The organism is Cyclobacterium roseum (assembly GCF_010119225.1).
GTDB classification, from domain to species: Bacteria; Bacteroidota; Bacteroidia; order Cytophagales; family Cyclobacteriaceae; genus Cyclobacterium; species Cyclobacterium roseum.
In genome coordinates this window covers 149,078-175,644 of sequence record NZ_WNKF01000010.1, presented here as the reverse complement: position 1 = coordinate 175,644, position 26,567 = coordinate 149,078, and the positions used below count along the sequence as shown (strand labels likewise).

The following is a 26,567-nucleotide window of genomic DNA, read 5'->3' as shown; positions in this document are numbered from 1 at the left end:
ACTTGCCTATCCGTGATTCTACCCATCGGCACAATTAAAAAAATCGTGATTTCAAGAAAATTTTAATCGAATCTATCATTTTTTTGTATTTTTGACTGAACAGTCAGTCAGTATGGAAAAGAAAGAGAAAATAATAGTATCAGCCTTGCATCTATTTGCAAAAAATGGTTATACAGAAACCTCTGTAGATACCATTGCGAAACACGCCAACGTATCAAAAGGATTAACCTATAGTCATTTTAAAAACAAAGAGGATTTATTAAGGGTCGTTATTGAAAGTACAATAACCGAAATGACTGCGAAAATGATGCAAATTGAAAATCATTCTATTTCATCATTGCTGCAAAATCTAAAAACAAGTCTTATAAAAGATAAGGATATGGTACGTTTGTCAATTCTTTTGCTAATTCATCCACAGACACCCGCTTTAGTAACAACAATGCTCAATAAGCAAAAATTAGAATTGATCGAATTACTCTCATCATTATTAGAAGTTAACTACAAGGAAAAAGCAAGAGTTGAAGCCGAATTACTTCTTGCAACAATTGATGGAATTACCATGGATTATGTATTGAATCCTGATATTGAAAATTTAGAGAATAGAATAGATTATATAATAAATAGATACGAATAATGATATCAAGAACCATTAAACCACCAAAATTTCTACACGATATTCACGGGAATTCAACTACTTTATTTGATATGATACTTACCTATATGGCTGGACTGATATCTATCGTGAGCATTTATATTTTATACCTGCAAAACAATCTGGATATCCCGGTTTGGAAGCTTGTTTTGCTACTCGCAATAAGTGCTGATATTGGAGCAGGTGTTGTTGCCAATTTTACAAAGGGAACAAATTCATACTATGGGGGAGAAGGTAAAAGCAAGTTAAGAATAGTGTTTATTCTATCCCACGTTTTTCATGCTGCAATTTTTCTTTATACCTTAGATTTATTTTTTATAAAGACAATAGGCTTGGCCTGTTTCGTCATTATGTCCACCTTATTAATAAACGCAATTAGAAACAAAGATGGTCAAAAAGTGGGTGCAGCACTTTCTATGGTAGTTGGGATTGGGGCAATTTTGATTTTAGAAATCTCCAATCCGCTATTGTTGTGGTTTTTTCCTTTATACATGACTAAACTTTTTATCGCATTCGGAATAAGACGCTATTAAACACCTATGAAACTAAATATCAAAAATATTGGAACTAGAGATATATATCTAGCATCTGAGCTGCTTACCAGGAATTTTGTTTCAGACCGAGGTGTCATGATGCTTTTTAAAGAGAACGACGCAAAGTATACTGAAAAAGTAAACCATTGGTTTAGAGCGACTCTGAAAATGCTAATCGATAATAAGCAAATCATAAAAGGTGCTTTTTGGGGAGATGAACTTGTTGGGGTTTCTATTGTAACACATGCTTCTTACAAACCATCCATTTTGTCATTATTAAAGTGGTCGTATTCTGTTTTTATGACCTGTGGAATGAAAACTATTCGGCAATCGGCCAAGCACGATCATTCCAGAAGAAAAACGTTTACAGATAAGAATCAATTAATTTTGGAGTTTATTGCTGTGAACCAGGAACACAGAGGTAAGGGCATTGGCAAAAAATTGTTTGAGAATTTAGCTGCTTTAGCCAACAGCAAAAATGCTTCTGTATGGTTAGAAACTACAAAGGATTACAACATTGAGATATTTAATAAGATGGGCTATCGTTTAGTTGATACAAGGAATGAAGAAACGGTTAGCTATTATGTTATGACCAATGGTAAATGAGTCAAACTCAACTCATGGCATCGTACATGCGGGTTTTTATGGTTGTCGAAGGTGATTGGACATTAAAATGTGAGGTGCATTCCGACAAGTTAATGGTTTCGTATCCGCGAGGCCCTGCCAAAAGCCGCAAAGGGAAGTTTTAGAATGTTGAATACTGAGGAAACCTGTTTACTGTCCGTAGGGGAGGCGTCATTCAGGCGGGCGTTGCCTGTTCCGTTGTCCGGCAGGAAACCCTGGCAGGGCTGATTTACAGAACTCGGGAATCCCTAAAAAATCAGTAGATGGACCTGCCCGCCCTAATGAGAATTTTCCTGTAACGGGATAGGAGTGAGGGAAGGGGCAGGGTTCTTCAATCCCATCACATCGACCCAGTTGAAAGAGAGGATGATTTTATGAATGGAAATCAGTACGATACGGATCAATCGCAAAAGTGCTAACTGACGCAACTACTTATAGTCGAGACCGTTGGTACAGATAAGCGCAAATGGATATAGTTTATAATTGAATGCTTATCATTCTAAAATAGATGTTCAATGGAAAGCGATGATATAAAATTTACAGCTAAACATTTAGCTAACAAACTTAAACTGCGAACTGGAAATTCTGAAGTAGTAAGGAGGCATAATAAACTGAAAGCAATCTATGACGATGATCCTAAGGAGGCATTAATAACGGATTCAGCAGTAGTTAAAGGTGAAAACCTGGAAGATCCCTTCCACTCTAACGTTTTCATGAACGATGAACTCAATGTACCTCTAAAAACCGGTCTTCATCGTGCTGTTGGAGGCGATCATGATTACGCCACTCCCGGGGACATTTTGTGTGCCGCATTAGCGGTTTGCCTGGAAAGTACTTTAAGAATGATCGCAGATAGGTTGGAAATACAATTAGATCAAACAAAAGTGTCGGTTGAAGCCGCTGTTGATGTCCGGGGAACATTACGGTTTGACAAATCTGTGCCGGTAGGTTTTCAGAAAATGAACTTAGAGGTAGTATCAGGTGCTAAAAATGCGGGAGAAAAGGTTTTGAATTCATTATTTGGTGCAGCCGTAAGAAGTTGCGTGGTTTATCAAACGTTAAAACCGGGAATTCCGATAACAAAAACGTTGAAAATAGTGTGAATCAATCTTAAACTGGTACGGATAGACAGGCTGGTTGACGGATCTGAATGCCGTGTGGAATCCTTGTACAGGACAACTTAAATGAACCGTTGAGCATGTGCCGGGAATTTGCGGAGATGGTTTTTTCCTTTTATTTTTAGAGCATTAGATAGTAAAAGTTGCTGTTTTTAAGTGGGTTATTTGTCCGAACTCCGGGCCCGTTTCATGTGGGTACTTTGGCTTTTTCCTTATGGGATGATAGGTTTAGCGTGAGCAAAATGATTCAAGCCAACTGCACCGTATAGATTCGAATGATGATGGTTGAAAAGGTATGTTTGATAACCGGAGGAAATTCCGGAATTGGTAAGCAAGCGGCTATTCAGTTGGCTCAAATTGGGTTTCATGTCATAGTCGGTGTCAGGAATCTGGAACGAGGAGAAGTCGCCCTGGCAGAAATCAGAGAGAAATCGGGTAAAAAGGACGTTGAATTATTACAGATTGATTTGTCATCAAAGAAATCAATAATTGATGCGTCAAACGGATTAAAAAATAGCCATGAGAAACTTGATGTTCTCATTCATAATGCAGCGGATTTTGATATTTCACGTAAGCGACCTGAAAAATCGGTTGATGGCATGGAGTCTATTTGGGCAACCAACCACATTGGCCCGGTGTTGCTGACTAATTTGCTTATGGATTTGATTAAAAAAAGTGAGCAAGGCAGAATCATTACAATTGCTTCACAGGGCTTGGTAATGCATCCAAAATTGACAGTGGATTTGGATGACCCTGAATTTGAAAATAGGAAATTTAGCGTTTCCAGTGCGTATTATCAATCAAAGCTTGCCCAGGTAATGTATACCTATTGGCTAGCCGAACAATTAAAAGATACTAACATCACCGTAAATGGTATTCGAGTAACCAATGTGCAGGTAGATATAAGCCGGTATCCAACTATTTCGAGATTGATGAAATTTCTTTACGCCATAAAAAGTAAATTTTCCATTTCACCTGAACATATGGCGAGAACCTATACTTACTTAGCAAGCTCTTCGGATGTAAGTAAAACGACTGGGAAATACTTCAATGAGAAAAACAAACCGGTTAGTTCATCCGCATACAGTATGAAAAAAGAAAATATTGATGCCGTCATGGAATTGACGATGAAGTACCTTAATTAAATCAACGCGTTCCGTTCAGTAAACCACCCATATAGTTTTGACGGTCTTCTGTAATTAGTGAAAAATTAAGTTCTTTCTTCCACATTCTGATCAGCAGAAGGGATGTTTTTGTCGATAGGCTATCGGGAATGGCAAAAAAAAGCCCCGCAACTGAGACCGTTACAGGGCATTGTAAATTGCATAAAGTGGAGGATAACGGATTCGAACCGATGACCTCTACACTGCCAGTGTAGCGCTCTAGCCAACTGAGCTAATCCCCCGAATGGGAGTGCAAATATAAATAGGTAAATCTATTCGCCAAATTATTCCGCCGAATATTTTATCCGCGTCAGGATGCTTCTTCCCAGCGTGACTTCGTCCGTGTATTCCAGTTCACCGCCCACGGGAATGCCCCGGGCAATGGTGCTAACGTGAATCCCTTTGTCTTGCAGCTTTCGGGTGAGGTAAAAAGAGGTGGTGTCCCCTTCCATGGTGCCGGGTAGCGCTAGGATCACTTCCGTAACCGCCTGCCCGGATGGAGGATGGTCGATTCTTTTGAGTAGGGATTCGATATTGATTTCTTCGGGTCCGATACCCTGTATGGGCGAGATCACTCCCCCCAGGACATGGTAAAGTCCAGTGTACTGATTCGTGTTTTCGATGGCCAGCAAGTCCGGCAAGTCTTCTACTACACAAATCAGGCTTTTATCCCGTTTATTACCCTCGCAAATGCTGCAGGTATCGCTGTCGGATACATTGTGGCAGATGGCACAATACCGGATGTCGGTACGCAACTTCAACAGCGCGTCTGTCAGGGACAGCGTAACGGGTTCTTTCTGTTTTAGGAGGTGTAGGGTTAAGCGCAGCGCCGTTTTTTTACCGATACCCGGAAGCCTGCTGATTTCAGTAACCGCGTCTTCTATTAATTTGGAAGGGAAATTCACCAAAGGCGGCGTTAGACAATGGTAGCCTGAATGCCAGCATCCAGGATGGATTCACACATGGGCTTTAACTTTCCGATGCTGCCTTTCTTTACGGAGCACTTGCCTTTGTAATGAATGATCATCGTACATTGTTCAGCTTGTTCCTGGCTGTGTTTGCAAACCTTAATCAAAATTTTGCTCACATGGTCGAACGTATTGAAATCATCGTTGAAAACAACCAGGTCGTGCTCCTCCTTGTCTACCTGCTCATCGAGCAGTAACTCTTCTTCGGTTTCCACTAAATGTTCTAAAGGTTTCATTTTGCAAAGTTAATAATTAATCACAACTTTATCGGCCTTTAGCCTGAAGCAATATGGATTCTAATTTAGTACTAATTGTCATAACGTCCTATTTTTTGTTGTTGTTCCTCATTTCCTGGCTTACTTCCAGAAAATTAACGGCAGACACCTTTTACACCGGCGACAGGCAGTCTCCCTGGTTTTTGGTGGCCTTTGGAATGATCGGCGCATCTTTGTCCGGAGTGACTTTTATTTCTGTGCCGGGGGAGGTGGGGAGTACCCATTTTTACTACTTCCAATTGGTACTGGGCTATACCGCCGGATACGCGGTGATCGCCAAGGTATTGCTTCCACTGTATTACCGTTTAAACCTGGTTTCCATTTACTCGTACCTGGAGAGACGCTTTGGGTTTTGGTCCTACAAGACCGGAGCCTTCTTTTTTATCCTTTCCAGGACACTTGGCTCTTCCATTCGTGTATTTCTGGTGGCCGGAGTGTTACAGTTGATACTATTTGACCGTTGGGGCATCCCATTTTGGGGCTCCGTATTGATTACCGTTTCGCTTATCTGGCTATATACTTTCAGAGGGGGGATAAAAACAGTCGTTTGGACGGATACGTTACAAACTCTTTTCATGTTGTTGGCGGTGGTGGTCAGCATGGTGCTGGTATCTCAGGAGCTGGGGATAGGGGGAATAGGAGATCTGGTGGGAGTGGTCGCCGATCAGCCGTATTCCCGGATCTTTGATTGGGATTGGAAGTCAGGGACGAATTTTTTCAAGCAGTTTTTTTCTGGGGCATTTATTGTAATCGTCATGACCGGTCTGGATCAGGACATGATGCAGAAAAACCTTACCTGCCGAAACCTGAAAGACGCGCAGAAAAACATGTTTTGGTTTACCAATATCCTGGTAGTGGTGAACCTGGTTTTTCTGGTTTTGGGAGTGCTGCTCTACCTGTATGCAGCGGAGAATCAAATTGCGCTACCGGAGCGGACGGATGACTTGTACCCATTGCTGGCCACTTCCTATTTCTCCACTTTTGCCGGGATTGTATTTGTGTTGGGGATAACGGCGGCGGCGTACAGCAGCGCGGACTCGACCCTCACAGCGCTGACGACATCATTTTGCTATGATTTTCTGGAAATAAATAAAAAATACGAAGGAGCCGCTGCGGTCCGTATTCGGAAAAAAGTCCATTTGGGATTTACACTGCTAATGTTTTTCGTTATTTTGGCCTTCCGCTGGATCAATGATCAGAGTGTGATCAACGCCGTATTTACCATTGCCGGCTACACCTATGGGCCCTTGCTTGGGCTTTATAGCTTCGGTTTATTTACTTCGTTTCAGGTAAAGGATAAGTGGGTTCCCTTTCTGGCGATTCTGGCTCCCTTGATCTCCTTTCTGATTTCCTTTCAATCCGAAATGTGGCTGGGAGGATACCAATTCGGTTTTGAACTGCTTATTTTAAATGGAGCGCTGATGTTTCTGGGACTGCTTATGGTCAGGAGCAAAGAAGTGGCCTGAGACTAAAAAGCAAAACACCGGTAAAGGTACTAATAGGCCTGATCCTTGTGCAACAATAGCGAAAGAATCGTCCAAACGATAATTTTCAGGTCCAATAGGGGGGACCAGTTATTGACATAAAAGATATCCAGTTTACACCTGGAATAGATATCGTAGAAATCCCTGGTTTCTCCCCGAAAGCCTTTGGCTTGAGCCAGACCGGTAATTCCAGGCTTTACCGTATGACGAAACATGAAGTTGTCAATTTCGGCAGAGAATTTATAGTTCATAGGTACTGCGTGCGGTCGTGGCCCGACAATGGACATGTCGCCTTTGATTACATTAAAAAACTGAGGCAGTTCGTCCATGCTTGTTTTGCGAAGGAATTTCCCTATCCAGGTGACCCGGGGATCGTCCTTGGTGGCTTGTTGGGTATCTGCTTGTTCATTAATGTACATGGTCCGGAACTTGTAACAATAAAAGGGAATATTGTCCTTTCCGTGCCGGAGCTGCTTAAAGATAATCGGACCCTCCGAAGTGATTTTAATGATAATCCCAATGATCGGAAACAACCAGGAGAATACAAAAACAACCAGGCCAAAACTGAAAAACAAGTCGAAGGTTCTTTTTAAAATTTGCTGGGATTCATCGAAAAATACCTCAGGAAAAGAGCGGTGAATCCCTCCTTTTCCATACATCGTTTTAATTCGTGGTTTTCTCTCTGTAAGTGTAGAGGCCATACGTGCTGGTTTTGATTCTTAATGAGTAAATTCCTTCCAAACCATTATCATGCCACAAAATCGATAATGTAATTTTGTCTTTTTAAAAATGCATTTCAAAACTAATTTAAAGGGTTTTAATTTCCTAATTTTCAAAGGTAATTTTTGATAATGGTAATATTAAAGCCTAAAAAATTAATAAATAGTTAATTTTAAACCTGTATACTTAAATATTTTGTAAAACAGATCTGCTCATAATTTGTTTCAAAAAACCACAATATAAAAGCAATGAATTAGCTGACATTCCGGTACCGGACCGGAAACTTAAAATCGGTGCTTTAGTGGATGAGGTGTTGGGTAGGGTCCCAAAAAACCCGTTCAAAATCTTTGACCTGATCCTGTTCGATAGCAACCCCTTCTTTTTCCAAGAGCCGTTGCATGGCGTTAATGTCTTGAAAGTGGTTTTTACCTGTTAGCATTCCAAATCGGTTTACCACCCGGTGTGCGGGAATGTCCTTCTGCTGATGGGAGGCATTCATGGCCCAGCCGACCATGCGGGCACTCCCTTTGCTACCCAAATAGGCTGCAATGGCCCCATAGGTACTGACCCTTCCTTCGGGAATTAGCATTACGACCTGATACACCATGTCAAAAAAATTGATCTTATCCTGCTTCATGTTCCAAATCAATGAGGGTTTGGTTGACAAGTCTTCTGATTTTCTTTTCAGCCAGCTTGGAAGGGGTGTTTAATTGGATTTGCAACTTTAATTTAACGGTGTCCTTCCTGATATCGAGCGCCTTCAGGTTTATTCCGTTTGCTTTTATTTCCTGATGAAAGGGTTTTAGGGTAAGTTTAAGTTTTTCTTCGGTCCGGTCCACGTTTAGGCTTGGGCGATTGCTCATTTCAAACTCAAAGGTGAGTCTTCGTACGCTTTGGCGACTGTGATTCACCACTTGGGAGGAAAGGATCAGGCTATTAGGAATCAATACCAGGTCGCCGTCATCATTATTTAGTACTACATTCAGTAGGGTGATGTCTTGGATGATTCCTTTTTGGTCGGCGATTTGGATGAAATCCCCTAGGGTAATCTGGTCTGAAAACATGATAATCAGCCCGTTAAACATATTGGTGATGTAATCTTTGGATAGAATCGCAATAGCCGCAGCCACCAGAGCGATGCTACCGAGGAACTCCATGGGTTTAATTTGGAAAAAAATCATTACGGCAAACAGAAAAAAGATCACATTTAGCATGTTGGCAATGTGATTGATTCCCAGTACAAAATTAGAATGCAATGATTCGGATTTCTTTTTTCTCAGGTAAAATCGAACCAGGAATAGCCTTCCCAGGGAAATCAGTATGTTTCCTGCCAGAAGAAAGACAAGGGCGTCCATCATGGAAGAAAATCGGAGCAGCAGGGGATCTCGCTCCCAATCAAGGATCTCCCGGAGAAATGCTAAAATAAGGTAGGCAAGAATTTTTAATACAAAAACAACCCGTCTTCTCCGTTCATTTGCCTCCAACTTGCTTTTTCCTAATTCGACCATGTTTCTTAAAAATAAATCTTAATTTTATGTTTTGGCTTTTGCCATGCAAAAGTACCGGATTGTAACCAAACTAAATAATAGCATGAATAGAAATATTATCATTACGGGAAGTGCAGGGAATTTAGGCGGGGCAGTAGTGAATAAGTTCAAACGAGAAGGGTTTAAAGTCATCGCTGTCATTGAACCGGACAGTGGGCATGAGGTGGAGGATGCCGACGACACCTACCAGGTGGATGTCTCCGATGAGCGTTCGGTGGAAGCCTTTAGCAAAGAATATCAGATGCAGTATGGAGACCTGGAATGCGTAGCCTTGCTGGTGGGCGGTTTTGGCATGGGGGGAATCGAATCCACCAGCACGAAGGATTTGGATAAGATGATCCGTCTTAATTTTTTCAGTGCATTCAATATGGTGAAATATTTTCTACCCATAATGAAAAAAGCGAATAATGGCACCTTTCTTTTTGTCGGGGCTAAACCTGCCTTGCAGCCCGAAGAAGGGAAAGACGTTTTGGCCTATGCACTAAGTAAAGGACTGGTGATCGATCTGGCGGAGTTTACGGCCAATGAAACAGCCGACCTAAAGGTGAGGTCGCATGTGTTTGTGCCCAGTATCATCGATACCCCGCAAAACAGGGAGTCCATGCCCAAAGCGGATTTTGGTCAATGGGTTAAACCTTCAGAAATAGCAGAAGCCATGCACTACGCAGCTACTAATGCTTCCCTGAGAAACATGACGTTTAAATTATATGGTGGCGTGTATTAATGAATAAATGGATATGAGTATGCAAGGATTTCTAGCAGTTGTTTCATTGATTCTGATCGGATTCATGGCGGAAGCCCAAACGGTATCGGAAACCAGAACCCTGAATGCATTTGATCAGTTAGTGCTGAGTAACTCCATTGAGGCGGAGCTGGTGCCGGGAGATAAATATGAGGTTACCATCACCGCATCCGGGATAGCACCGGAAAAGGTGCTGACGGAAATAAAGAAAAGGAAGTTGGCAGTCAGCATTTCCGGTAGTAATCCTAAATCCAGCGCTGTAAAAGTGGTGATCAGCTATAAGCTACTGGATGATGTGGAAGTGGATGCCGGTGCCAAAGCAATTATAAAAGGGGTGTTAGATCAGAAATCCATCCGGCTGCAGGTCGCCAGTAACGGCTATCTGGAAGCTGAAGTAAATGCAGACGACCTGTATCTGTGGGCAGAGACAAATTCCAAAATGTATGTCAAAGGCAATGCCAACAATCTGGATTATAATGCCTTTACCAATGCTGAAATAGATGGGGAAGGCCTCGTGGTCACTAATGCGGAGGTGCGCACCAATACCAACGCATCGGGCTCTTTTGAAGTGTTGGAATCCCTCAAAGGATCAGCCGCTACCCGGGGCCGGATCAAATATAAAGGAGATCCAAACGTGCTGGACATCAAAGAGAGTATTGGTGGTGCGATCGAAAATTGGTGACGCAGCATGAACGCCTGATTTGCAAACGGTTTTTTATCTATATGCCTATGGGCATTTCTAGTCTAAAAAACTTGTGTTATATAAAATTTGTCCTTAGAATTGTGCCTTCAAACAAAAACGCATGGTTTTCGCAGTAAGAAGTATTTTCAATCCCTTGGCAACCGGACCCGTTCCGCTTGCTGGCTGCAGCATTTTTTTGAGCCGTACCACCACCACTTCCATCACGGGGTAATCCCGTGTGCAGATCCATAGTGCCCTAATCCCAAAAAGGTCTTCCACCACCTTTTCTTTTACATTTTAACCGAAATAAGTAGCAATGAAAATAGTAAAATTCGGAGGTTCGTCAATCGCTGATTTGGATAGCATACAGAACGTGCTATCCATCATAAAAAATGCATCCCAAAAGGAAGAGTTGGCCGTTGTTTTTTCTGCCTTTGGAGGGGTAACGGAAAACCTGCTGATGTGCGCACATCTGGCCAGACAAAACGATCCCGATTACCAGCCACTGCTTCGGGGAATGGAAAAAAGACACCTGCAACTGGTCAAGCAGTTGATTCCTGTACAGAAGCAGTCCAGCGTGTTGACCTATGTAAAAATACGGTTCAACGAACTGGAAGATTTGTATCATGGGATTTTTCTGATCAAAGAGTTTTCGCCTCGTACCTCAGACTATGTCGTAAGCTTTGGGGAGCGAATTTCGGCCTTTATTCTGGCAGAGGCACTAAAGGAAATTGATTTGGACACCCATTTTGTGGATGCCAGAGACCTGATCCGCACCAACGATCGGTTTGGAAATGCCAAGGTGATTTTTCCGACCACCAACCAATTGATATACGATTTTTACTCCAAACACAAGGGGTTGCTGGTTATTACCGGGTTCGTGGCTTCCACCCATAAGGGCGAAACCACCACCCTGGGAAGAAGTGGATCGGACTATACCGCCGCGATCTTTGCGGCGGCGTTAAAGGCGGATAGCCTGGAAATTTGGACGGATGTGACTGGAGTCATGACCGCAGACCCGAAATTGGTGTATTCCGCCATCACCATACCTCAGCTCAGCTACAGCGAGGCGATGGAGCTTTCTCATTTTGGAGCCAAGGTGGTCTTTCCGGCTACCATGCAGCCAGCCATGAAGCGAAAGGTGCCCATTTATATTAAAAACACCTTTCACCCGGAAGAAGAAGGAACGCTTATTTGCGAATCTTCCGAAAACACCAAATTGATAAAAGGGATCTCTTCCTTAAGCCACATCTCTTTATTAAATGTACAGGGCTCCGGGCTGGTGGAAGTCGTAGGAGTGAGTAGCAGGGTCTTTGGAACCCTGGCCCAGGCACATGTAAACGTGGTACTGATCAGTCAGGCCTCCTCGGAACACAGTATTTGCATTGCCATAAAAAGCGATGATGCAGACATGGCCAGAGAAGTGCTCGAAAAGGAATTTCAATACGAAATCCTGGCCGGCGAGATGGATAAAGTTCAAATCATGCCTAATATGGCTGTTATAGCCGTGGTAGGAGAAAACATGAAGCATCATCCGGGAGCCAGCGGCAGGTTATTTCAGGCACTTGGAAGAAATAATATCAACGTTTCGGCGATTGCCCAGGGCAGCTCTGAATTGAATATTTCGGCTGTCATCAGACAGTCTGATCTTCAGAAAGGACTGAACGCCCTTCACGAGGCGTTCTTCTTGTCCGATAATAAGGTATTGCACGTGTTTCTGATCGGAGTGGGGCTGATAGGGAAAACACTCATAAAAATGATCCATAGCCAACTGGCCAAATTGCAGGAAGATAACATGTTGGATATCAAAATCCACGGCTTGGCCAATTCCCGTTTTATGGCTTTCGATGAAGATGGTTTTGACCTTTCCACCTTGCCCGTACCTTCGGAAAAAGATCTGCCCATGAATCTTCAGGTATTCCTGAATACCATGAACAGTATGAATTTTTCCAATTCTGTTTTGGTGGATTGTACTGCCAGCCAGGAAGTAGCAGATACCTATCAGCGGGTGCTGGAATCAAAAGTGGCCATTGTGACCCCAAACAAAAAGGCCAACTCCGGCACGCTGGAAAAATATAAATCCCTGAAAAGGCTTTCCGATCAGCGTAATATTAAGTTCTTTTACGAGACCAACGTGGCGGCAGGACTTCCGGTCATCAATACCCTGCATGACCTGATCTTGAGTGGAGACAGGGTGATCCGAATTGAAGGAGTGCTAAGTGGTTCTATGAATTACATCTTTAGCGAGCTTAGTAAAGGTACTCCTTTTAGTAAGGTAGTGGCACAGGCCAAAGAAAAAGGGTATACCGAACCGGATCCCAGAGATGATTTGAGTGGGATGGACGTGGCCCGAAAGATTCTTATTTTGGGTAGAGAAGCAGAGCAGGAGATGCATTTTGACGATGTGTCGGTTCAAAGTATGGTTCCGGAAGATTGTGCCAATATCGAGTCGGTGGAGGCTTTTCTGCAAAAGTTAGAGGAGCACGATGGGCATTTCAAGCAGCTATTAGACGAGGCAGACCAAAAGAATGAAAAACTCCGCTTCATGGCTGTCCTTGAAAATGGAAAAGCAACCGTCGGATTAAAGTCGGTAGCTAGCAACCACCCATTTTATTCCCTGGTAGGAAGTGATAACATGATCCTCTTCACCACGGAGAGGTACCATGAGTTTCCCATGATCATCAGGGGACCGGGAGCCGGGGCAGATGTAACGGCAGCCGGCGTATTTGCAGACATCATCAGGTTAGGAAATTATTCGAGATAAAATGGAAAGGCAAAAAGTCACCGCATTCGCACCGGCCACCGTGGCAAATGTTTCTTGCGGGTTCGATATATTGGGGTTTGCCATCGAAGACCTTGGGGATAAAGTCAGCGTGTACCTTTCGGATACCCCTGGTATTCGGGTGATCAGGATTGAGGGTGACAAGGGGAAGCTTCCCTATGAAGCCGATAAAAACACTTGCTCGGTAGCCATTCGCGCCATGTTAGATGCACTTGATTTCAAGGGCGGGGTGGAAATCGAACTTTTCAAAGGCTTGCCACTCGGAAGTGGAATGGGCTCCAGTGCCGCCAGTGCAGTCGCTGCTTTGGTGGCGACCAATACCTTATTGGGAAATCCCTTTGAGAAAAAGGATTTGTTGCCTTTTGCTATCGAATCGGAGCGGATTGCCTGTGGAGCAGGGCATGCGGATAATGTGTCACCAGCTTTGCTGGGAGGGTTTGTGCTGATCCGGGAATACCATCCCCTGGACGTGATTCCCCTGCACGTGCCCAGAGGCTTGTATTGCACGCTGGTCCACCCTCACCTGGTGCTGAATACCTCCGATTCCAGAAGTGTGTTAAGAAGAAATGTCTCCCTTCAGGATGCGACAACGCAGTCCGGAAACATAGCGGGGTTGGTAGCGGGTCTTTTTCAGGAAGACATGGCACTTATCAGCCGCTCCCTGAACGATGTCATCGCGGAACCTTCCCGATCTGTATTGATTCCGGGCTACGAAGAGGTTAAGGAAGGAATCAAGCCCGCAGGAGCCTTGGGTTGTGGTATTTCAGGGTCCGGCCCCACCATCTTTATTTTATCTCCTTCCGAGGAAATCGCCTGGGAAGTGAGCCGAATGGCACAGAAAATTTTTGATGCCATGCAACTGCCCATAGACCTGTATGTTTCAGCCATTAACACCAGGGGGGCTTACATCATTGACGAGGAAATTTGATCCACATGACACCCAGGTAGCGTTACCATGAACTATTTCAGTACCAACAATTCGAATCATAAAGTCTCCTTAAAAGATGCCGTTATAAAAGGCCTGGCTCCGGACCAGGGGCTGTATATGCCTGAAAGAGTACCGGAATTGCCCAAACGTTTTTTTGAGCAATTACCCACGCTTTCGTTCCGGGAAATGGGTTACGAAATCATGGGGGCACTTTTTTCCGACGACCTGAGCCCTGCCCAGATTAAGGAATTGGTAGACCATACCCTGGTATTTGATGCCCCTTTGGTACAGGTGGAAGAAGGAATTTACAGTTTGGAATTGTTTCATGGCCCCACCCTTGCCTTTAAAGATTTTGGTGCCCGATTTTGCTCTAAACTCATGAGCATGCTTCAGGACAAGCGGGAATTAAAAGTGCTGGTGGCTACCTCAGGAGATACCGGCAGTGCCGTAGCTAATGGCTTTTATGGGGTGGAGGGAGTGGAAGTAGTCATTCTTTACCCCTCTGGTAAAGTGAGTGAGCTTCAGGAAAAACAATTTACCACATTGGGAGGAAACGTTCGGGCCATAGAAGTAGATGGCGTGTTTGACGATTGTCAGCAAATGGTAAAACGGGCATTTCTGGATCCGGAATTGAACAGTAAGGTGTTACTGACATCTGCCAACTCAATTAATATCGCCCGGTGGATTCCACAGTGCCTGTACTACTTCTATGCCTGGTCCCGACTACCTCAGAATAATCAAAAAACGGTTTTTGCGGTGCCGAGTGGTAATTTTGGCAATCTTGCTGCGGGGATACTGGCAGAGAGAATGGGCTTGCCTATTGACTATTTTGTAGCAGCTACGAATATTAATAAAGTGGTGCCGGATTACCTGAATGGAACCGCTTTTTCTGCGAAGCCCTCCTTACAGACCATCAGTAATAGCATGGATGTCGGGAATCCCAGCAATTTTTACCGCTTGCTTGCTTTGTTTGGAAACGATGAATCCTTACTCAAGGAACGAGTAAAAGGATTTTTTTATACCGATGATATGACCCGGGAAGCGATGCGAAAGGTCCGGGCACAAACCGACTACATCATGGATCCCCATGGTGCGATTGCTTACCTGGGGCTGAAAGATTTTATGGAAGCTGCTTCTGAGCAATATCAGGGCGTGTTTTTGGAGACAGCTCATCCCGGGAAATTCAGGAATGTAGTGGAAGAAACCCTGAAAATCCAACTACCCCTGCCGGAACGTCTGCAGGCCTTTATGAAGCAGGAGAAGCAAGCGGATAAGATGGCCAATGACTACGAGGATTTCAAGCGGTATTTGCTTGAGAATTAAATTTAAAAAGTCCCTCAAGGCTTTTCAAAACAGGGAAGTATTCTCCGGGTAATTACGTAAAAAAATAGGAAGGGCAATTCGAAAAAAAGACCTGTCTCTAAGGGAGCTGAAAAAAGCTTCTACATTTATCCCTTACAAACCCTGTAATTTTGTACTTTCACATCTAACAAGTACAACAAAAGAACCCAACCAACTATGAAGTGGATACAAATGATTGCATTGCAGGGCCTATTGCTGGGCCTCCTGCTGCCGGCAAATGCCCAGGACTGGGAGACGCTGGAACCTGAAACAACTTGTACCGCCAGACACGAATGTGCTGGTGCGGCGGTGGGAGGCAAACTGTACCTGATGGGTGGAAGAGGGGAAAAACCAGTGGAAGAATACAACCCGTCTACCGACAAATGGGAAACTAAAGGTTACGCTCCCTTTGAAATGCACCACTTTCAGGCAGTACCTTATCAAGGGAAAATATATGTTATAGGGGCTTTCACCGGAGGTTACCCCCATGAAACGCCGGTAAGTCACGTGTACATTTACGATCCCCGGGACGATAGCTGGACCAAAAGTCATGAAATCCCGGAATCCCGTAGGAGGGGAGCAGCCGGAGTGGTAGTGTACCGGGACAAGTTTTACCTGCTGGGTGGCGCGCAAGATGGCCATTGGGCTGAAAACAGGGACTACTTAGACGAATACGACCCAAAGACGGGTGAGTGGAAAACATTGCCCTCCATGCCCAGGCTTAGGGACCATTTTCAAGCAGTAGTAGTGGATGACTTGTTATATGCTGTGGGTGGCAGGAGATCCTTTGCCAAAGAGGGGCATGGCTTTGAACTTACCTATGAAGAGGTAGATGTATACGACTTTGACAGTGGTAAATGGACGACCTTGGAAGACCATCCGCTTCCGACCGAGCGTGCCGGCAGTTCGACGATTGCCTACAAGGAGGGTTTTTTGGTATTAGGAGGAGAAAGCGATGCTCAGGTAAAAGCCCACGATGAAGTCGAATATTTTCATCCCACCGAAGGATGGATGCTATTGAATCGACTTGAAAGAGGAAGGCACGGGTTTCCTGTCGTGGATATTGGGGGAGATTTGTATTTGGCGGCAGGTTGTGGAAACCGGGGAGGCAATCCGGAACTGAACAGCTTGGAAGTAATGGCGAAAGATTGATTTTTTTTAGTTGATCCAGCAAGCCAGGCTGGATTTAGAATTAGGTAAAATTGAATAGAAAAAATGGTTAAGGGTACACATCAGGCAAAGGAAGATCCCAGAAACAAGGACATACAGATTTTTATTAATGGCACCTTCCATGCCCGGGATCAGGCTAAAATTTCTGTATTTGACAGTGGGTATTTGGTTGGCGATGGGGTATGGGAAGCTTTCCGGGTTCATGAGGGAAAATTAGTGTTTATAGAACAGCACCTGGACCGGCTGTGGCAATCGGCAAAAGTGACTGGTATTGACCTTCCGTTTTCAAGGGAAACGTTGATAGACGATATTCGAAAGACCCTTGAGGTGAATGACATGCATGATCACATTCACGTTCGGGTAATGGTCACCCGGGGGATTAAGAAAACACCTTCACAGGATCCCAGGCTTACGATTTCCGGTCCCAATCTGGTGATCATCGCCGAGCATAAACAAGCGGCAGCGGAAAGTAAAAATCAGGGAATTCGGCTTTTCACCAGTACCTTCCGAAGAGGAAGCCCCGATTACCTGGACCCACGGCTAAACTGCCACAGCAAACTTCATGAAGTGCAGGCCCTCATGCAGGCCATCGAGGCGGGCGCAGATGAGGCCTTGATGCTGGATGTGAATGGCTTCGTATCCACTTGCAATGCTACCAACTTCTTTATGGTAAAAGATGGGGAGGTGTGGACTTCTACCGGACAGTACTGTATGAACGGGATAACCCGCTCAAAAGTAATAGCCCTATGTGAGGCCAAAGAGGTAGTTTGCTATCAAAAAAACTTCTCCCTATTTGATGTTTATGGGGCAGATGAAGCCTTTGTCACCGGTACCTTTGGAGGGCTTACTCCGGTGGTAAACATTGATGGCAAATCTATTGGAGGTGCAGAAGCAGGACCTGTAACCCGGCAGTTGAGCACCTGGTATGAAGAACTTATTTTACAGGCAATTCACTCTTGAGTAACCCCATGTCTACCAAACGATTATTTTTATGGTCCGGCCCACGAAATATTTCCACGGCCCTGATGTACAGTTTTTCCCAACGGGAAGACTGTTTAGTGGAAGATGAGCCGCTGTACGCCCATTACTTAAGTCGATCCCCTGCCCGGCCTTACCATCCTGCTTCGGAGTTAATACTGCAGCAAATGGAAAATGATGGACAAAAAGTAGTGCAGCACATGCTCTCCAAAACAGGAAAGCCTTTATTATTTTTTAAAAACATGACCCACCACCTGATTGAACTCGATTGGTCCTTCATGAAGCAGGGAATGAACGTAATTCTAACCCGGAACCCCAGGGAAATGCTTTTGTCTTTCTCCAAGGTGATAGCCAAACCCGTAATGGAGGATGTAGGCTACGCCATGCAATGGAACCTGCTCCAATACCTGAGGAAAAATGATTTCCCTTTTGTGGTAGTAGAGGCCAAAAAGTTCCTTCTGGATCCGGAAACGCAACTTCGACAGTTGTGTATGGAGTGTAGTATTCCCTTCGATCCTAATATGCTTGCCTGGAAACCAGGGCCGCTTCCGGAGGATGGGTGCTGGGCCAGCTATTGGTACCAAAATGTCCACCGGTCTACCGGCTTTCAGCAGTATACTGAAAAGATAGAAGAGCTTCCGGTGCAGTTATTGCCTTTGTATCATGAATGCGAGCCCCTTTATCAGAAATTACTGGATTACTCCCTTTGATCGGTAGTAAGCTTGTTGAAAATAAAGGATAAGGCGTTGCTTATTATCTTCGTGAGGAAAGAATAGTCACGAAAGAGGGAGATTAGTAAGAAAAATCACCTGGAATCAGGGGTAATTTTATAATGCATGGGTTTCCCGCTTGCTTTGTCGTTTTATAAAACATAATTTTGTAGCATATTCCTTCCGCCCGGAAATTCAGGAGAATTTACGCTGATCATCCGGGCCTGCACATCGGTAATGTACACAACTAAAGTACATCCTCAAAATTGAAAATACGTACCAATGGAAAACGACCAGCCTGTTGAAGTTAATGTGATGCCCAAAGGATTGATTTACTTGCCAGAACCAGAAAAGGGGGCAACGTATATTAATGAATTTGATTTGGAATCTCATTATTATGCTCCCGAAAAGAACTCGGATGAGAATTTAAATTATAAATTTTTGCTTCCCGCTTTGGAAAAAATCAAGGGCCAGGATTATGATTTTGTAGTGGGATTCGATCATTCGCTCAACCGGACCATTATCGGATATCCCAATCCGGAAGGCAGGTTTCTGGTATTTACAGCGCATCAACAGGCAGCGCTTTTGGCCCACACCTTTTTAACGGAGGACGGATACCCTGAATTTGGGGAGGAAAAAGATAAGTTAGTGATCAAAGGGATTGTTTTGTCCCAACAAATAGATAAAATTGTCACCAAAAATAACGGAGCCTATAAAGAGTCTCACTCCGGGTACGAAGATCTGCGGGAAAGAATCATGACCATGGATGATGCGTATACTCAATTCCTTGCTTTTGATGAGCGAAACCATGTGCTCATGGATTTGGAGAAGGAGAAAAACGTGGCCAAGCAGTTGGACCTGATTTTTTCGCAAGTCAAAAAATTGAAACAGCAGGAAAAAACGTTGTTTGATTTTCACGTGGACCTTCAAATCAAGTACAAGCTGTATGGTGAAAAGACATTTAACATTACTTCTGAAGGGGAAAACAAAAAGATTTTTGACCGATTCCGCTCCAAACCTCCTTCCGATGCCATGCATGAGGAGTTGGTTAGTATTTCGGATTACAAAAAACAATTATTTTTCAATAAACTAACCGGAAGAAAAAGTGAGCCGGAGCTTCGGCAATTGGATATCGTACAACTGGAGTACAGCAGTGGTCTTAAAATCAGTGTGGAGCTGATCGACGGGGGAGATAAATTGCTCCTACACCTCAGTGATTTTACAGATTGTTACAACAAAGAATCGTTCGCTACTTCACGTAAGAATATCCACGATCGTTTGTTGAAAATAGTGGTATCTCTGGGCAAAATGGTCATTAACGTTACCTGATTTCTGATTATTTTTTGTTCAGAAAGGGTCGCATAGGAAAGTTAGGGTTTTACCGTCTGGTAAGACCTTTTCCTTAAATCTGGAAATCGGAGAAAAGCATTTAGTGCTTTTCTTTCGTTTTTTTATCTTTTTTTTCGGATTCGTTTTCCTGGTCAGGATATTCATTCCTTTTAGGTGGTCTCGGACCACTTCCAGCGGTGCCAGGGGTCTTTCTATTGGATCCTTTATCCACCTCATCTTTCGCTAAACTAAAATTGTAAACGAAAACCTGAAATTGCGTGCGGTGTTGCATGTTTTTTTAGTTTGATTCAAAGAAAAAGTTGTCTAAAATCATGCCGTAAAAAAATGGTAGCATCTGGTTTGATTCTTGTGGATTTCCTGTAGGGAAGGAAATCCAATATAGAACCTTTTCTTAAACCAGTTAAACGAATGTTTCTATGAAAGCTGACAAAAATAATACAGCGCAAAAACTTAGAAATACATTGAAAGAATTTCAGATAGGGTACCTATCATTTTGCTTATTGTTGCTTGTGTCTGGATGTGTGGAAGAAACACCCCAACCGGAACCCGACGAAGTGGTAATAGCAGATACCTTTGAGTCGGGTATGAATGGATGGGAAGGTGGATTTGCGGATTTGCCTGTTGATGCACACGATCGGTTTGAACTAGAAGTTAGTCTGGACAATTTGCCGGAGGAAACGGGAGAAAGTGGTCGGGCCATACGCGTACAGGGGCAGAACGGAAGCGATGATTTATTTATGTTTCTCAAAAAGGAAATAGGCGGACTGGATCCTGGAGCTACTTATGAGGTGGTTTTTGAAGTCACCCTTGCATCCAGCTATCCCGAAAGCTCCGTTGGCATTGGCGGAAGCCCAGGTGGCTCGGTGTTTTTAAAAGCGGGAGCGGTCGACCGGGAACCCCTACCCGAACCGGTGGAGGAGGCATCAACGACCTATCTACGGATGAACATTGATAAAGGAAATCAATCGCAGGATGGCGAAGACATGTATGGGTTGGGTACCATTGGCATAGAGGGAGATGACTTTGTCTATGAAATGATCATGCGGGACAATGGAAATCGTCCTCAGGAAGTTCGTGCTGACAGTAGTGGAAACCTTTGGTTGATCGTTGGTACGGATTCGGGGTTTGAAGGAATGACGGTTTTGTATTACCAGGAAATCAAGGTAACTTTAACCAAAAAGTAGACTAAAATAGCTGGTAGTTACATGGGGTGACGAACAAAATTCTTAAAATATGCCTAAAAATCAATGGGAAGGATTTCGATGGATGAATGAGCCTCGCAAGTGGTCTCTGAAAGAGGACCGTTTGATTTTGATTACCGATACGCAAACCGATTTTTGGAGGATTACTCACTATGATTTCGTCAAAAACGATGGGCATTTTTTTTATCGGGAAATCAACGGGCCCTTTACCTGCCAGCTTCAATTTTCCGGAACCTATCGGGATTTGTATGACCAGGCCGGACTTATGTTGCGATTGGATGATAGCAACTGGATAAAGGCAGGTATTGAGTACGTATCCGGCATGGCAAAGGCCAGTACCGTCTTAACCAGGGATTTCTCGGATTGGTCCGTACGGGAGTTAAAGGAAGTGCCCATTGATTTTTGGGTTAGAGTAAAACGGGGAGGGGATTATGTGGAAGTTTCGTTTAGTACCGATTCGGAAAATTTTGAAACCCAGCGACTGGCTTATTTCCCTCCTGGTCCTTCCCTCCAGGTAGGCATCATGGCAGCTTCTCCAAAAGGGCAGGGGTTTGAGACGAATTTTATTTCGTTGGAAATAAAGGAAGGATAAATCAGGAAAAGATAGCTTCCGTAAACCCCTGGAGTATTGCTAAATGGTCTCCTGTAGCCGGTCCTGAAATGAATGAATGGGGCCTATATCCATGCCAATCATCGTTGCCGCGGTGGTGAGGGTTTACGGGTAGCCTTAAGCCAAGGAGGTGCTTTCATCGACGGGATTTTCGCTGCTGACAAGAAATTGATTCTCTTCAACCAATGAAATCGCTCCTAGAATGGCAGAATCCTCTAGCTGGGATACATAGATGTTTAGGTTTCCAGATATGGGTTTGTAGGGAAATTGGTGAATGGTCTTTTGTAGGCCATTTCTAAAGAATGGGTAAGCTTTCCGAATGGAACCGCCAATCACAATGGCCTCAGGCGCGTAGGCTAGGAGAAGCCTATATATCAGCTGCCCGAGATGGCTACCATAGGCTTCAAAGATATCGAGTGCCTTTTGATCACCTTGCTCTGCTTTCACGGAAAGCTTTTTGGCACTTAGCTTGTATTCCCTTTTAAAAAACTTACTACTACAATAATCCTCGAAGGTCTGGTCCAGGTAGGGAACAGCCCCCCATTCGCCCGCTCCACAGAGCCTTCCGGTATAAAGGTGCCCGTTTGCAATGATTCCTGTGCCGATGCCCGTACCCAGGGTAATGGCAATAACATGCCGGTGCTGCTGCGCCGGCCCAAATTTATATTCTCCCAAAGCAAAACAGTTGGCATCGTTATTTATGGCTACTGGCACGTTAAATTTTTTCTCCAGATAGGCCTTTAAATTGACTTTTTGAAAAGATGGGATATTGGCCAGGTTGTAAACGATGCCTTCCCCGGGGTCTACCAGGCCTGGGATTCCGATCCCGATCGATTTAAATCCTGACGAAGTATAACTTGCGATTTGAGAAGATATTGCCTCTAAAATTTCTTCCTGAGGTAAACTGGCAGGAGTTCGGCTTTCTTTTCGCTCGATAATTTTCCCGTCGCGGACCATTCCAGAGCTGATTTTTGTGCCTCCGATATCCAATCCAAGAACCAATTTGCTTGCTTTCATTTTCTAAATGATTTTCGGGCATTGCCCGATTATACTTAATTGTGATGCCGGAATTTCCCGGCAGTATACCTGAACTGACCCAATCCTGAAACAAGCAGTTTGATCAAAAAAGGGAAACCATCCGCAAGGTTACTTCCTAACCTGCGGATGGTTCGTTTTATTACAAAACGCTTATAACATTCCTTCCGTGGATTTCTCCAGTTCCCTTGCCTCCATCAAAAATGATTCCACGTCCATTTCCCTGAAAAATATCAAGCCGTGACTGGAGCGGACTTTTGCCGTTTGGTGTTGGTAGAAGTAATTTTTACCGAGCAATAACTGCACGTCACTCAATTGATTTACCCAGGTCCTTCTTGCCAGGGTACTGAATTTTCCATTGTGAGCATAGCTTGGAAAGGAGGCATTCACCTGGCTTAAATAGCAATTGGCGAAAGAATCTTCCATAACAGACATGTCTCCCAATGAAACGGGAACGATTACGTTTGATTCTGCAGCATCAAACTTAAACCAGACGTTGCGGTAGCCAACGATTTTGAAATCGGATAAATCCTCTTCAAGACTCCATTGCCTGACGGCCTCGGCAGTTGCCTGCAATACCTTGTAATGCGTGTCGGGCCCACTTCCTTCCGGGTCCAGTGTAAGGCTCAATTTGGTGGGCTTTATATCCCGCAACATGTTCAATATGGGTTCCACATCTCGTTTTTTGTCCGGTTGTTCGGTAAAAATATCTCCAGTATAAAAACCGAGCCTCAGGTGATGAACATTTTTGACCTGTACCCCAAAATGTGCCCAGACCAATTCTTCCTCAAATTCCCGGATCATTCCTTTCAATGTCTGGATGTTTTTCGGATTCTTTTCTCCGTCGTAGGAGTTTTTTAGCACGGTAATGATCTCATTGATCTGATCCCGCAGCTGCATGGTGGTTTTAATACCGAAGGTGAAAACAATGGCGCGTACTACCCGGTGACATAATCCCCGCAACCGCTCTTCGGCATTTTCGGAGGCGACGTTAGTCAGGTAATGGTATACATCCTTATCCATTTTAAGCTTGTACCCGGATTCGTAAAAGTCATCAAATTTCACCATTTGGATGCGCCCTTCATCCAGAAATTTCTTGGTGCTTTTCAGGGTCTCGATGACAAAGGTGTTGGTCACTGCAGTAAACCCGGATGTTAAAACGGCAAAATGTGCCTGATTGCTGTTTTCATGGAGTTGTTTGGTGATTTGGGGGAGTATTCCCAGCGAAATATCATCGTGGTGTGGACCTGTGTGGAGAAAAACTTCATTTTTCTCTTCTTCCATTCCCTTGTCAATCTTCGCACTGATACTTTTAATGACCTCTTTAACGGTATTCTCATTCAGGTCAGGAATCTGACTTGTGTATTTATCGTTTTTCAGGTCCTCCAGGGTAATTCTATGCCCGTATTTTTGTAGCCTTTTACAAAGGTCCAAAACAGCTCTTTCCGTTTTGGTGTTATTCCAATTTCCGGTAAAGTAATACTGGTCGATACTGTCCGTAAGCTTGGAAGCGGCTCCTTTGGTCATGTAGAACCTTCCGTTTTTAAGTTTTTGCAGGACCGTTGCCGGGTAGACGTTGGTCATGGATCTTTCCAGGGATTGCTTCACGATGGGCGCTTTAGCCTCTCCTGCCGCAATGATAATGGCCACCGCCTCGGGATTGTGTACAATCGTGTCCAGGCCGATGGTAATCACCAGCCTATTGGCAGATATCTCAATTCCGCCCAAATCGCCTGCGGCTACTGCCTGGGTTTCAAAATTGGTCTCGGTGAGGCGTGTCGTTGAAAATATATCAGAACCTCTGGTATTAAAGGCAATGTGTCCGTCAGGACCTATTCCGCCTACAAAAAAACCAATGCCACCCTTTTCCCGTATTTTCGCTTCGTATTCGCCGCACCACTGGTCGATAAGGTAAATGGATTCCTGCTGTAATTTTTCCAGGGGCGTGGTGTATTCCCGGAAACGCAGTGATAAATCTACCTTGGAATCCGGGAAGATTTCCCGATAGGATTTCCCCTCCGCCAATGGGATTTCATCGGAGTTGATAAGCAGCGCTTTTTTAGGATCCAGTCCAAATCCTTCAATGTAAAACTTGTTTACGTAGTGGTAGAAACTGTTTTTCTGCTGGGAGGAAATGGGGTAAAACTCATCAATTTGTACAAATTGCAAATCCTTCAACACCGGTTTCTTACACTCTTTTAACCCGTATTTTTCCCGGATTTCCAATCCCTTTTTCTTTTCCCAATTCTCCAGTAAAAATTGGGTCCATTTGATAAAATACTCCGGTGTCTTACCGGTGGGTAAACTGATTACGCCGTCCGGGTTGGTAGAAACCCATTCTAAAAACCTACAGGCAGTAAGTAATCCCAGTTTTGGGAAATTATCGACGGTGAGGTAGGGAATTTTGGTAGTGATGGTTTCTGTTTCAGAATCCTTAAAAAACGCCTCTTCAGTCTTTGAAAGTGGGTAATTTGCTAACATATGCCTTTATCTTTATTGTTGTTTATCTAGTGAGAATTGATCGTGTCTTCAAAGATGTGCTCGTTTACGATGGCAATAGCTCCACGAAGTCCTACTTCCTTGCCGAGCCGGGATAGTTCAATGGATGTCTTTTCCCTTAATTTGGCCATGCTGTAAATGTTCAATGCCTGTTGGATGGGGGTGGTGATGTACTGATTGGCTTCGGCAATGGCCCCACCTAATATAATGAGCTCGGGATTGATTAGCTGTATGAGAATGGCAATTCCCCGCCCCAAATCCAGCCCTACATCGGATAAAATGCTGATGGCACGCTGGTCCCCAGCCATGGCCGCTTCCACGACGATGGAGGGTTCGAGGTTATCTTCCTTTCCTTCGGACATCCGGGCAAGTATGGAGTCTTTATCCAATGCAATCGCCTCCCGGGCGAGTCGCACGACAGCCCCTCCGGATGCCACCGATTCCAAACATCCCCTCTTGCCACAGCTACAGCTTATTTCCTTGGAGTCAAATAGCGGAGAATGACTAAACTCTCCGGCAAAGCCTGAGTACCCTCGGTACAGTTTTTCATCGATAATGATTCCAAGACCTATACCCCAATCTACAAATATTCCCAATACATTTTTATGGGTGCTTTTATTCCCGAATTTAAACTCGGCGAGGGTTTTAGCCCGTGCATCATTTTCTATAAAAACCTTTCGCTCAAATTTGGCTTCCAATTGCTCTTTCAGGGTTTTTTTTCCTGATTTTAAGTAGGTATGGTTTATCCCGGCAACGCTGTCTACCAAACCAGGCATGCTGATGCCCACCGCAATGACTTTTTCATCCGAAATCCCGGAAGACTGAATGACGTCCATGGCAAATTCGTGGATGCTGTCCAGCGTTGTTGCCTCGTTGTTCAAGGGAAGTTTAACCGTCTTTATCTTGGTAACCTTCTCATTTTTGGTATTGTATAGTGCCGCTTTTGCCCCATAGCGGCTTAGATCCATGCCCAAAATATAAAATGAATCCGGTGCAAGCCCGTAAAGATCCGGCTTTCTACCGCCCTGAGACTGTCCACGTCCCTCCTTAATAACGATGTTTTCTTCCAGCAGATCCGTCAGCAAAAGGTTTACGGTAGGTAAACTAATCCCTACGAGCTGGCAAATATTGCTGGCCGTATTGTTTCCCAAGGTGTATAGTTCTTTTACTATCCTCAGTTTATTGATGTAGTTTTTTATCTCAACCACACCCTCTTTTTCTTCCAATACTATGTTTGGGTCTATTAAATTCATATTGCGAATTTTAATGCAAGTTAATAAAAATTTTTATTTAATAAGCAAAACTTAATTCAAAAAAACAGTATCTTTTAAGTAGTATTGGCAACCAAATAGAATGAGATCTAATTTGTTTGGAAACCCTGGAAACTTACACCAATATGAATCATATTCTACCTACGTAGAAATTAAGTTATTTATAAAAATATATAAAGCCAA

General features: G+C 43.9%; 26 protein-coding genes and 1 tRNA gene. 17 read left to right on the top strand and 10 right to left on the bottom strand.

All coding sequences use genetic code 11. From position 1 onward, the window contains the following. Positions 1–112: 112 nt before the first annotated feature. The 5 genes from GJQ68_RS15220 to GJQ68_RS15200 all read left to right on the top strand — a co-directional run bounded on the left by GJQ68_RS15220 (position 113) and on the right by GJQ68_RS15200 (position 4,072). A complete protein-coding gene (locus tag GJQ68_RS15220) occupies positions 113–634 on the top strand; it encodes a TetR/AcrR family transcriptional regulator (protein WP_162418149.1) in 522 nt (173 codons plus the stop codon). Then, complete coding sequence (locus tag GJQ68_RS15215; RefSeq protein WP_162418147.1) at positions 634–1,185, top strand: hypothetical protein; 552 nt, start codon at positions 634–636, stop codon at positions 1,183–1,185. The genes GJQ68_RS15220 and GJQ68_RS15215 overlap by 1 nt, the downstream gene beginning before the upstream one ends. Before the next feature lie 6 nt (positions 1,186–1,191). Then, positions 1,192–1,791, top strand: a complete 600-nt coding sequence (locus GJQ68_RS15210) for a GNAT family N-acetyltransferase (RefSeq protein WP_162418145.1) — start codon at positions 1,192–1,194, stop codon at positions 1,789–1,791. A gap of 533 nt (positions 1,792–2,324) precedes the next feature. Further along, the gene (locus GJQ68_RS15205) at positions 2,325–2,912 is read left to right on the top strand and encodes an OsmC family protein (protein ID WP_162418143.1); all 588 of its coding nucleotides are present in this window, start codon (positions 2,325–2,327) and stop codon (positions 2,910–2,912) included. Between the two features lie 290 nt (positions 2,913–3,202). Continuing rightward, the gene (locus GJQ68_RS15200) at positions 3,203–4,072 is read left to right on the top strand and encodes an SDR family NAD(P)-dependent oxidoreductase (RefSeq protein ID WP_162418141.1); all 870 of its coding nucleotides are present in this window, start codon (positions 3,203–3,205) and stop codon (positions 4,070–4,072) included. 186 nt (positions 4,073–4,258) lie between these two features. Here GJQ68_RS15200 and GJQ68_RS15195 read toward each other — a convergent pair. The 3 genes from GJQ68_RS15195 to GJQ68_RS15185 all read right to left on the bottom strand — a co-directional run bounded on the left by GJQ68_RS15195 (position 4,259) and on the right by GJQ68_RS15185 (position 5,294). Then, positions 4,259–4,332: transfer RNA gene (locus GJQ68_RS15195), tRNA-Ala, on the bottom strand. Between the two features lie 42 nt (positions 4,333–4,374). Further along, on the bottom strand, positions 4,375–4,995 hold the full coding sequence (gene recR, locus GJQ68_RS15190; protein WP_162418139.1) for a recombination mediator RecR: 621 nt from the start codon (positions 4,993–4,995) through the stop codon (positions 4,375–4,377). Between the two features lie 11 nt (positions 4,996–5,006). Next, a complete protein-coding gene (locus GJQ68_RS15185) occupies positions 5,007–5,294 on the bottom strand; it encodes an ATP-dependent Clp protease adaptor ClpS (protein WP_162339987.1) in 288 nt (95 codons plus the stop codon). Positions 5,295–5,347: 53 nt separating this feature from the next. Here GJQ68_RS15185 and GJQ68_RS15180 point away from each other — a divergent pair, with 53 nt between their 5' ends. Then, entirely contained in the window at positions 5,348–6,799 is a 1,452-nt protein-coding gene (locus tag GJQ68_RS15180; RefSeq protein WP_162418138.1) for a sodium:solute symporter, read from the top strand. Between the two features lie 29 nt (positions 6,800–6,828). On the opposite strand, the gene GJQ68_RS15175 is transcribed toward GJQ68_RS15180, so the two are convergent. From GJQ68_RS15175 to GJQ68_RS15165, 3 genes are all read right to left on the bottom strand, one after another. After that, complete coding sequence (locus tag GJQ68_RS15175; RefSeq protein WP_162418137.1) at positions 6,829–7,518, bottom strand: sugar transferase; 690 nt, start codon at positions 7,516–7,518, stop codon at positions 6,829–6,831. Positions 7,519–7,835: 317 nt separating this feature from the next. After that, complete coding sequence (locus tag GJQ68_RS15170; RefSeq protein WP_162418136.1) at positions 7,836–8,174, bottom strand: MGMT family protein; 339 nt, start codon at positions 8,172–8,174, stop codon at positions 7,836–7,838. Further along, positions 8,161–9,045, bottom strand: a complete 885-nt coding sequence (locus GJQ68_RS15165; protein ID WP_162418134.1) for a mechanosensitive ion channel family protein — start codon at positions 9,043–9,045, stop codon at positions 8,161–8,163. The genes GJQ68_RS15170 and GJQ68_RS15165 overlap by 14 nt, the downstream gene beginning before the upstream one ends. Before the next feature lie 82 nt (positions 9,046–9,127). Between GJQ68_RS15165 and GJQ68_RS15160 the strand changes: the two genes are divergently transcribed. From GJQ68_RS15160 to GJQ68_RS15120, 9 genes are all read left to right on the top strand, one after another. Further along, positions 9,128–9,808 (top strand): SDR family NAD(P)-dependent oxidoreductase, encoded by a 681-nt coding sequence (locus tag GJQ68_RS15160; protein ID WP_162418132.1) that lies wholly within the window; start codon positions 9,128–9,130, stop codon positions 9,806–9,808. A 19-nt stretch (positions 9,809–9,827) separates the two neighbouring features. Beyond that, on the top strand, positions 9,828–10,508 hold the full coding sequence (locus tag GJQ68_RS15155) for a GIN domain-containing protein (protein ID WP_162418131.1): 681 nt from the start codon (positions 9,828–9,830) through the stop codon (positions 10,506–10,508). 316 nt (positions 10,509–10,824) lie between these two features. After that, on the top strand, positions 10,825–13,272 hold the full coding sequence (thrA, locus tag GJQ68_RS15150) for a bifunctional aspartate kinase/homoserine dehydrogenase I (protein ID WP_162418129.1): 2,448 nt from the start codon (positions 10,825–10,827) through the stop codon (positions 13,270–13,272). Position 13,273: 1 nt separating this feature from the next. Continuing rightward, on the top strand, positions 13,274–14,218 hold the full coding sequence (locus tag GJQ68_RS15145) for a homoserine kinase (RefSeq protein ID WP_162418127.1): 945 nt from the start codon (positions 13,274–13,276) through the stop codon (positions 14,216–14,218). Between the two features lie 27 nt (positions 14,219–14,245). Beyond that, positions 14,246–15,541 (top strand): threonine synthase, encoded by a 1,296-nt coding sequence (thrC, locus tag GJQ68_RS15140; RefSeq protein WP_162418125.1) that lies wholly within the window; start codon positions 14,246–14,248, stop codon positions 15,539–15,541. A 195-nt stretch (positions 15,542–15,736) separates the two neighbouring features. After that, on the top strand, positions 15,737–16,711 hold the full coding sequence (locus GJQ68_RS15135) for a Kelch repeat-containing protein (RefSeq protein ID WP_162418123.1): 975 nt from the start codon (positions 15,737–15,739) through the stop codon (positions 16,709–16,711). A 63-nt stretch (positions 16,712–16,774) separates the two neighbouring features. Continuing rightward, positions 16,775–17,689 (top strand): aminotransferase class IV, encoded by a 915-nt coding sequence (locus GJQ68_RS15130; RefSeq protein WP_162418121.1) that lies wholly within the window; start codon positions 16,775–16,777, stop codon positions 17,687–17,689. Between the two features lie 8 nt (positions 17,690–17,697). Beyond that, positions 17,698–18,417 carry a sulfotransferase-like domain-containing protein gene (locus tag GJQ68_RS15125; protein WP_162418119.1) on the top strand — a complete coding sequence of 240 codons (720 nt, stop codon included), beginning with the start codon at positions 17,698–17,700 and terminating at the stop codon, positions 18,415–18,417. A gap of 282 nt (positions 18,418–18,699) precedes the next feature. Next, positions 18,700–19,746, top strand: a complete 1,047-nt coding sequence (locus GJQ68_RS15120) for a hypothetical protein (protein ID WP_162418117.1) — start codon at positions 18,700–18,702, stop codon at positions 19,744–19,746. 100 nt (positions 19,747–19,846) lie between these two features. Here the strand turns inward: GJQ68_RS15120 and GJQ68_RS15115 are convergent, their stop codons facing one another. After that, the gene (locus tag GJQ68_RS15115) at positions 19,847–20,038 is read right to left on the bottom strand and encodes a hypothetical protein (RefSeq protein WP_162418115.1); all 192 of its coding nucleotides are present in this window, start codon (positions 20,036–20,038) and stop codon (positions 19,847–19,849) included. 145 nt (positions 20,039–20,183) lie between these two features. Here GJQ68_RS15115 and GJQ68_RS15110 point away from each other — a divergent pair, with 145 nt between their 5' ends. Both GJQ68_RS15110 and GJQ68_RS15105 read left to right on the top strand, forming a co-directional pair. Continuing rightward, complete coding sequence (locus GJQ68_RS15110; RefSeq protein WP_162418114.1) at positions 20,184–20,951, top strand: hypothetical protein; 768 nt, start codon at positions 20,184–20,186, stop codon at positions 20,949–20,951. A 49-nt stretch (positions 20,952–21,000) separates the two neighbouring features. Then, positions 21,001–21,561: a DUF1349 domain-containing protein gene (locus GJQ68_RS15105; protein WP_162418112.1), complete on the top strand. Its 561-nt coding sequence runs from the start codon at positions 21,001–21,003 to the stop codon at positions 21,559–21,561. Positions 21,562–21,696: 135 nt separating this feature from the next. Here GJQ68_RS15105 and GJQ68_RS15100 read toward each other — a convergent pair whose 3' ends face one another. The 3 genes from GJQ68_RS15100 to GJQ68_RS15090 form a co-directional block, all read right to left on the bottom strand. Next, positions 21,697–22,596 (bottom strand): ROK family protein, encoded by a 900-nt coding sequence (locus GJQ68_RS15100; protein WP_162418110.1) that lies wholly within the window; start codon positions 22,594–22,596, stop codon positions 21,697–21,699. 171 nt (positions 22,597–22,767) lie between these two features. Next, positions 22,768–25,095 (bottom strand): PIG-L family deacetylase, encoded by a 2,328-nt coding sequence (locus GJQ68_RS15095; protein ID WP_162418109.1) that lies wholly within the window; start codon positions 25,093–25,095, stop codon positions 22,768–22,770. A 26-nt stretch (positions 25,096–25,121) separates the two neighbouring features. Next, positions 25,122–26,366, bottom strand: a complete 1,245-nt coding sequence (locus GJQ68_RS15090) for an ROK family protein (protein ID WP_162418107.1) — start codon at positions 26,364–26,366, stop codon at positions 25,122–25,124. Between the last annotated feature and the right edge of the window lie 201 nt (positions 26,367–26,567).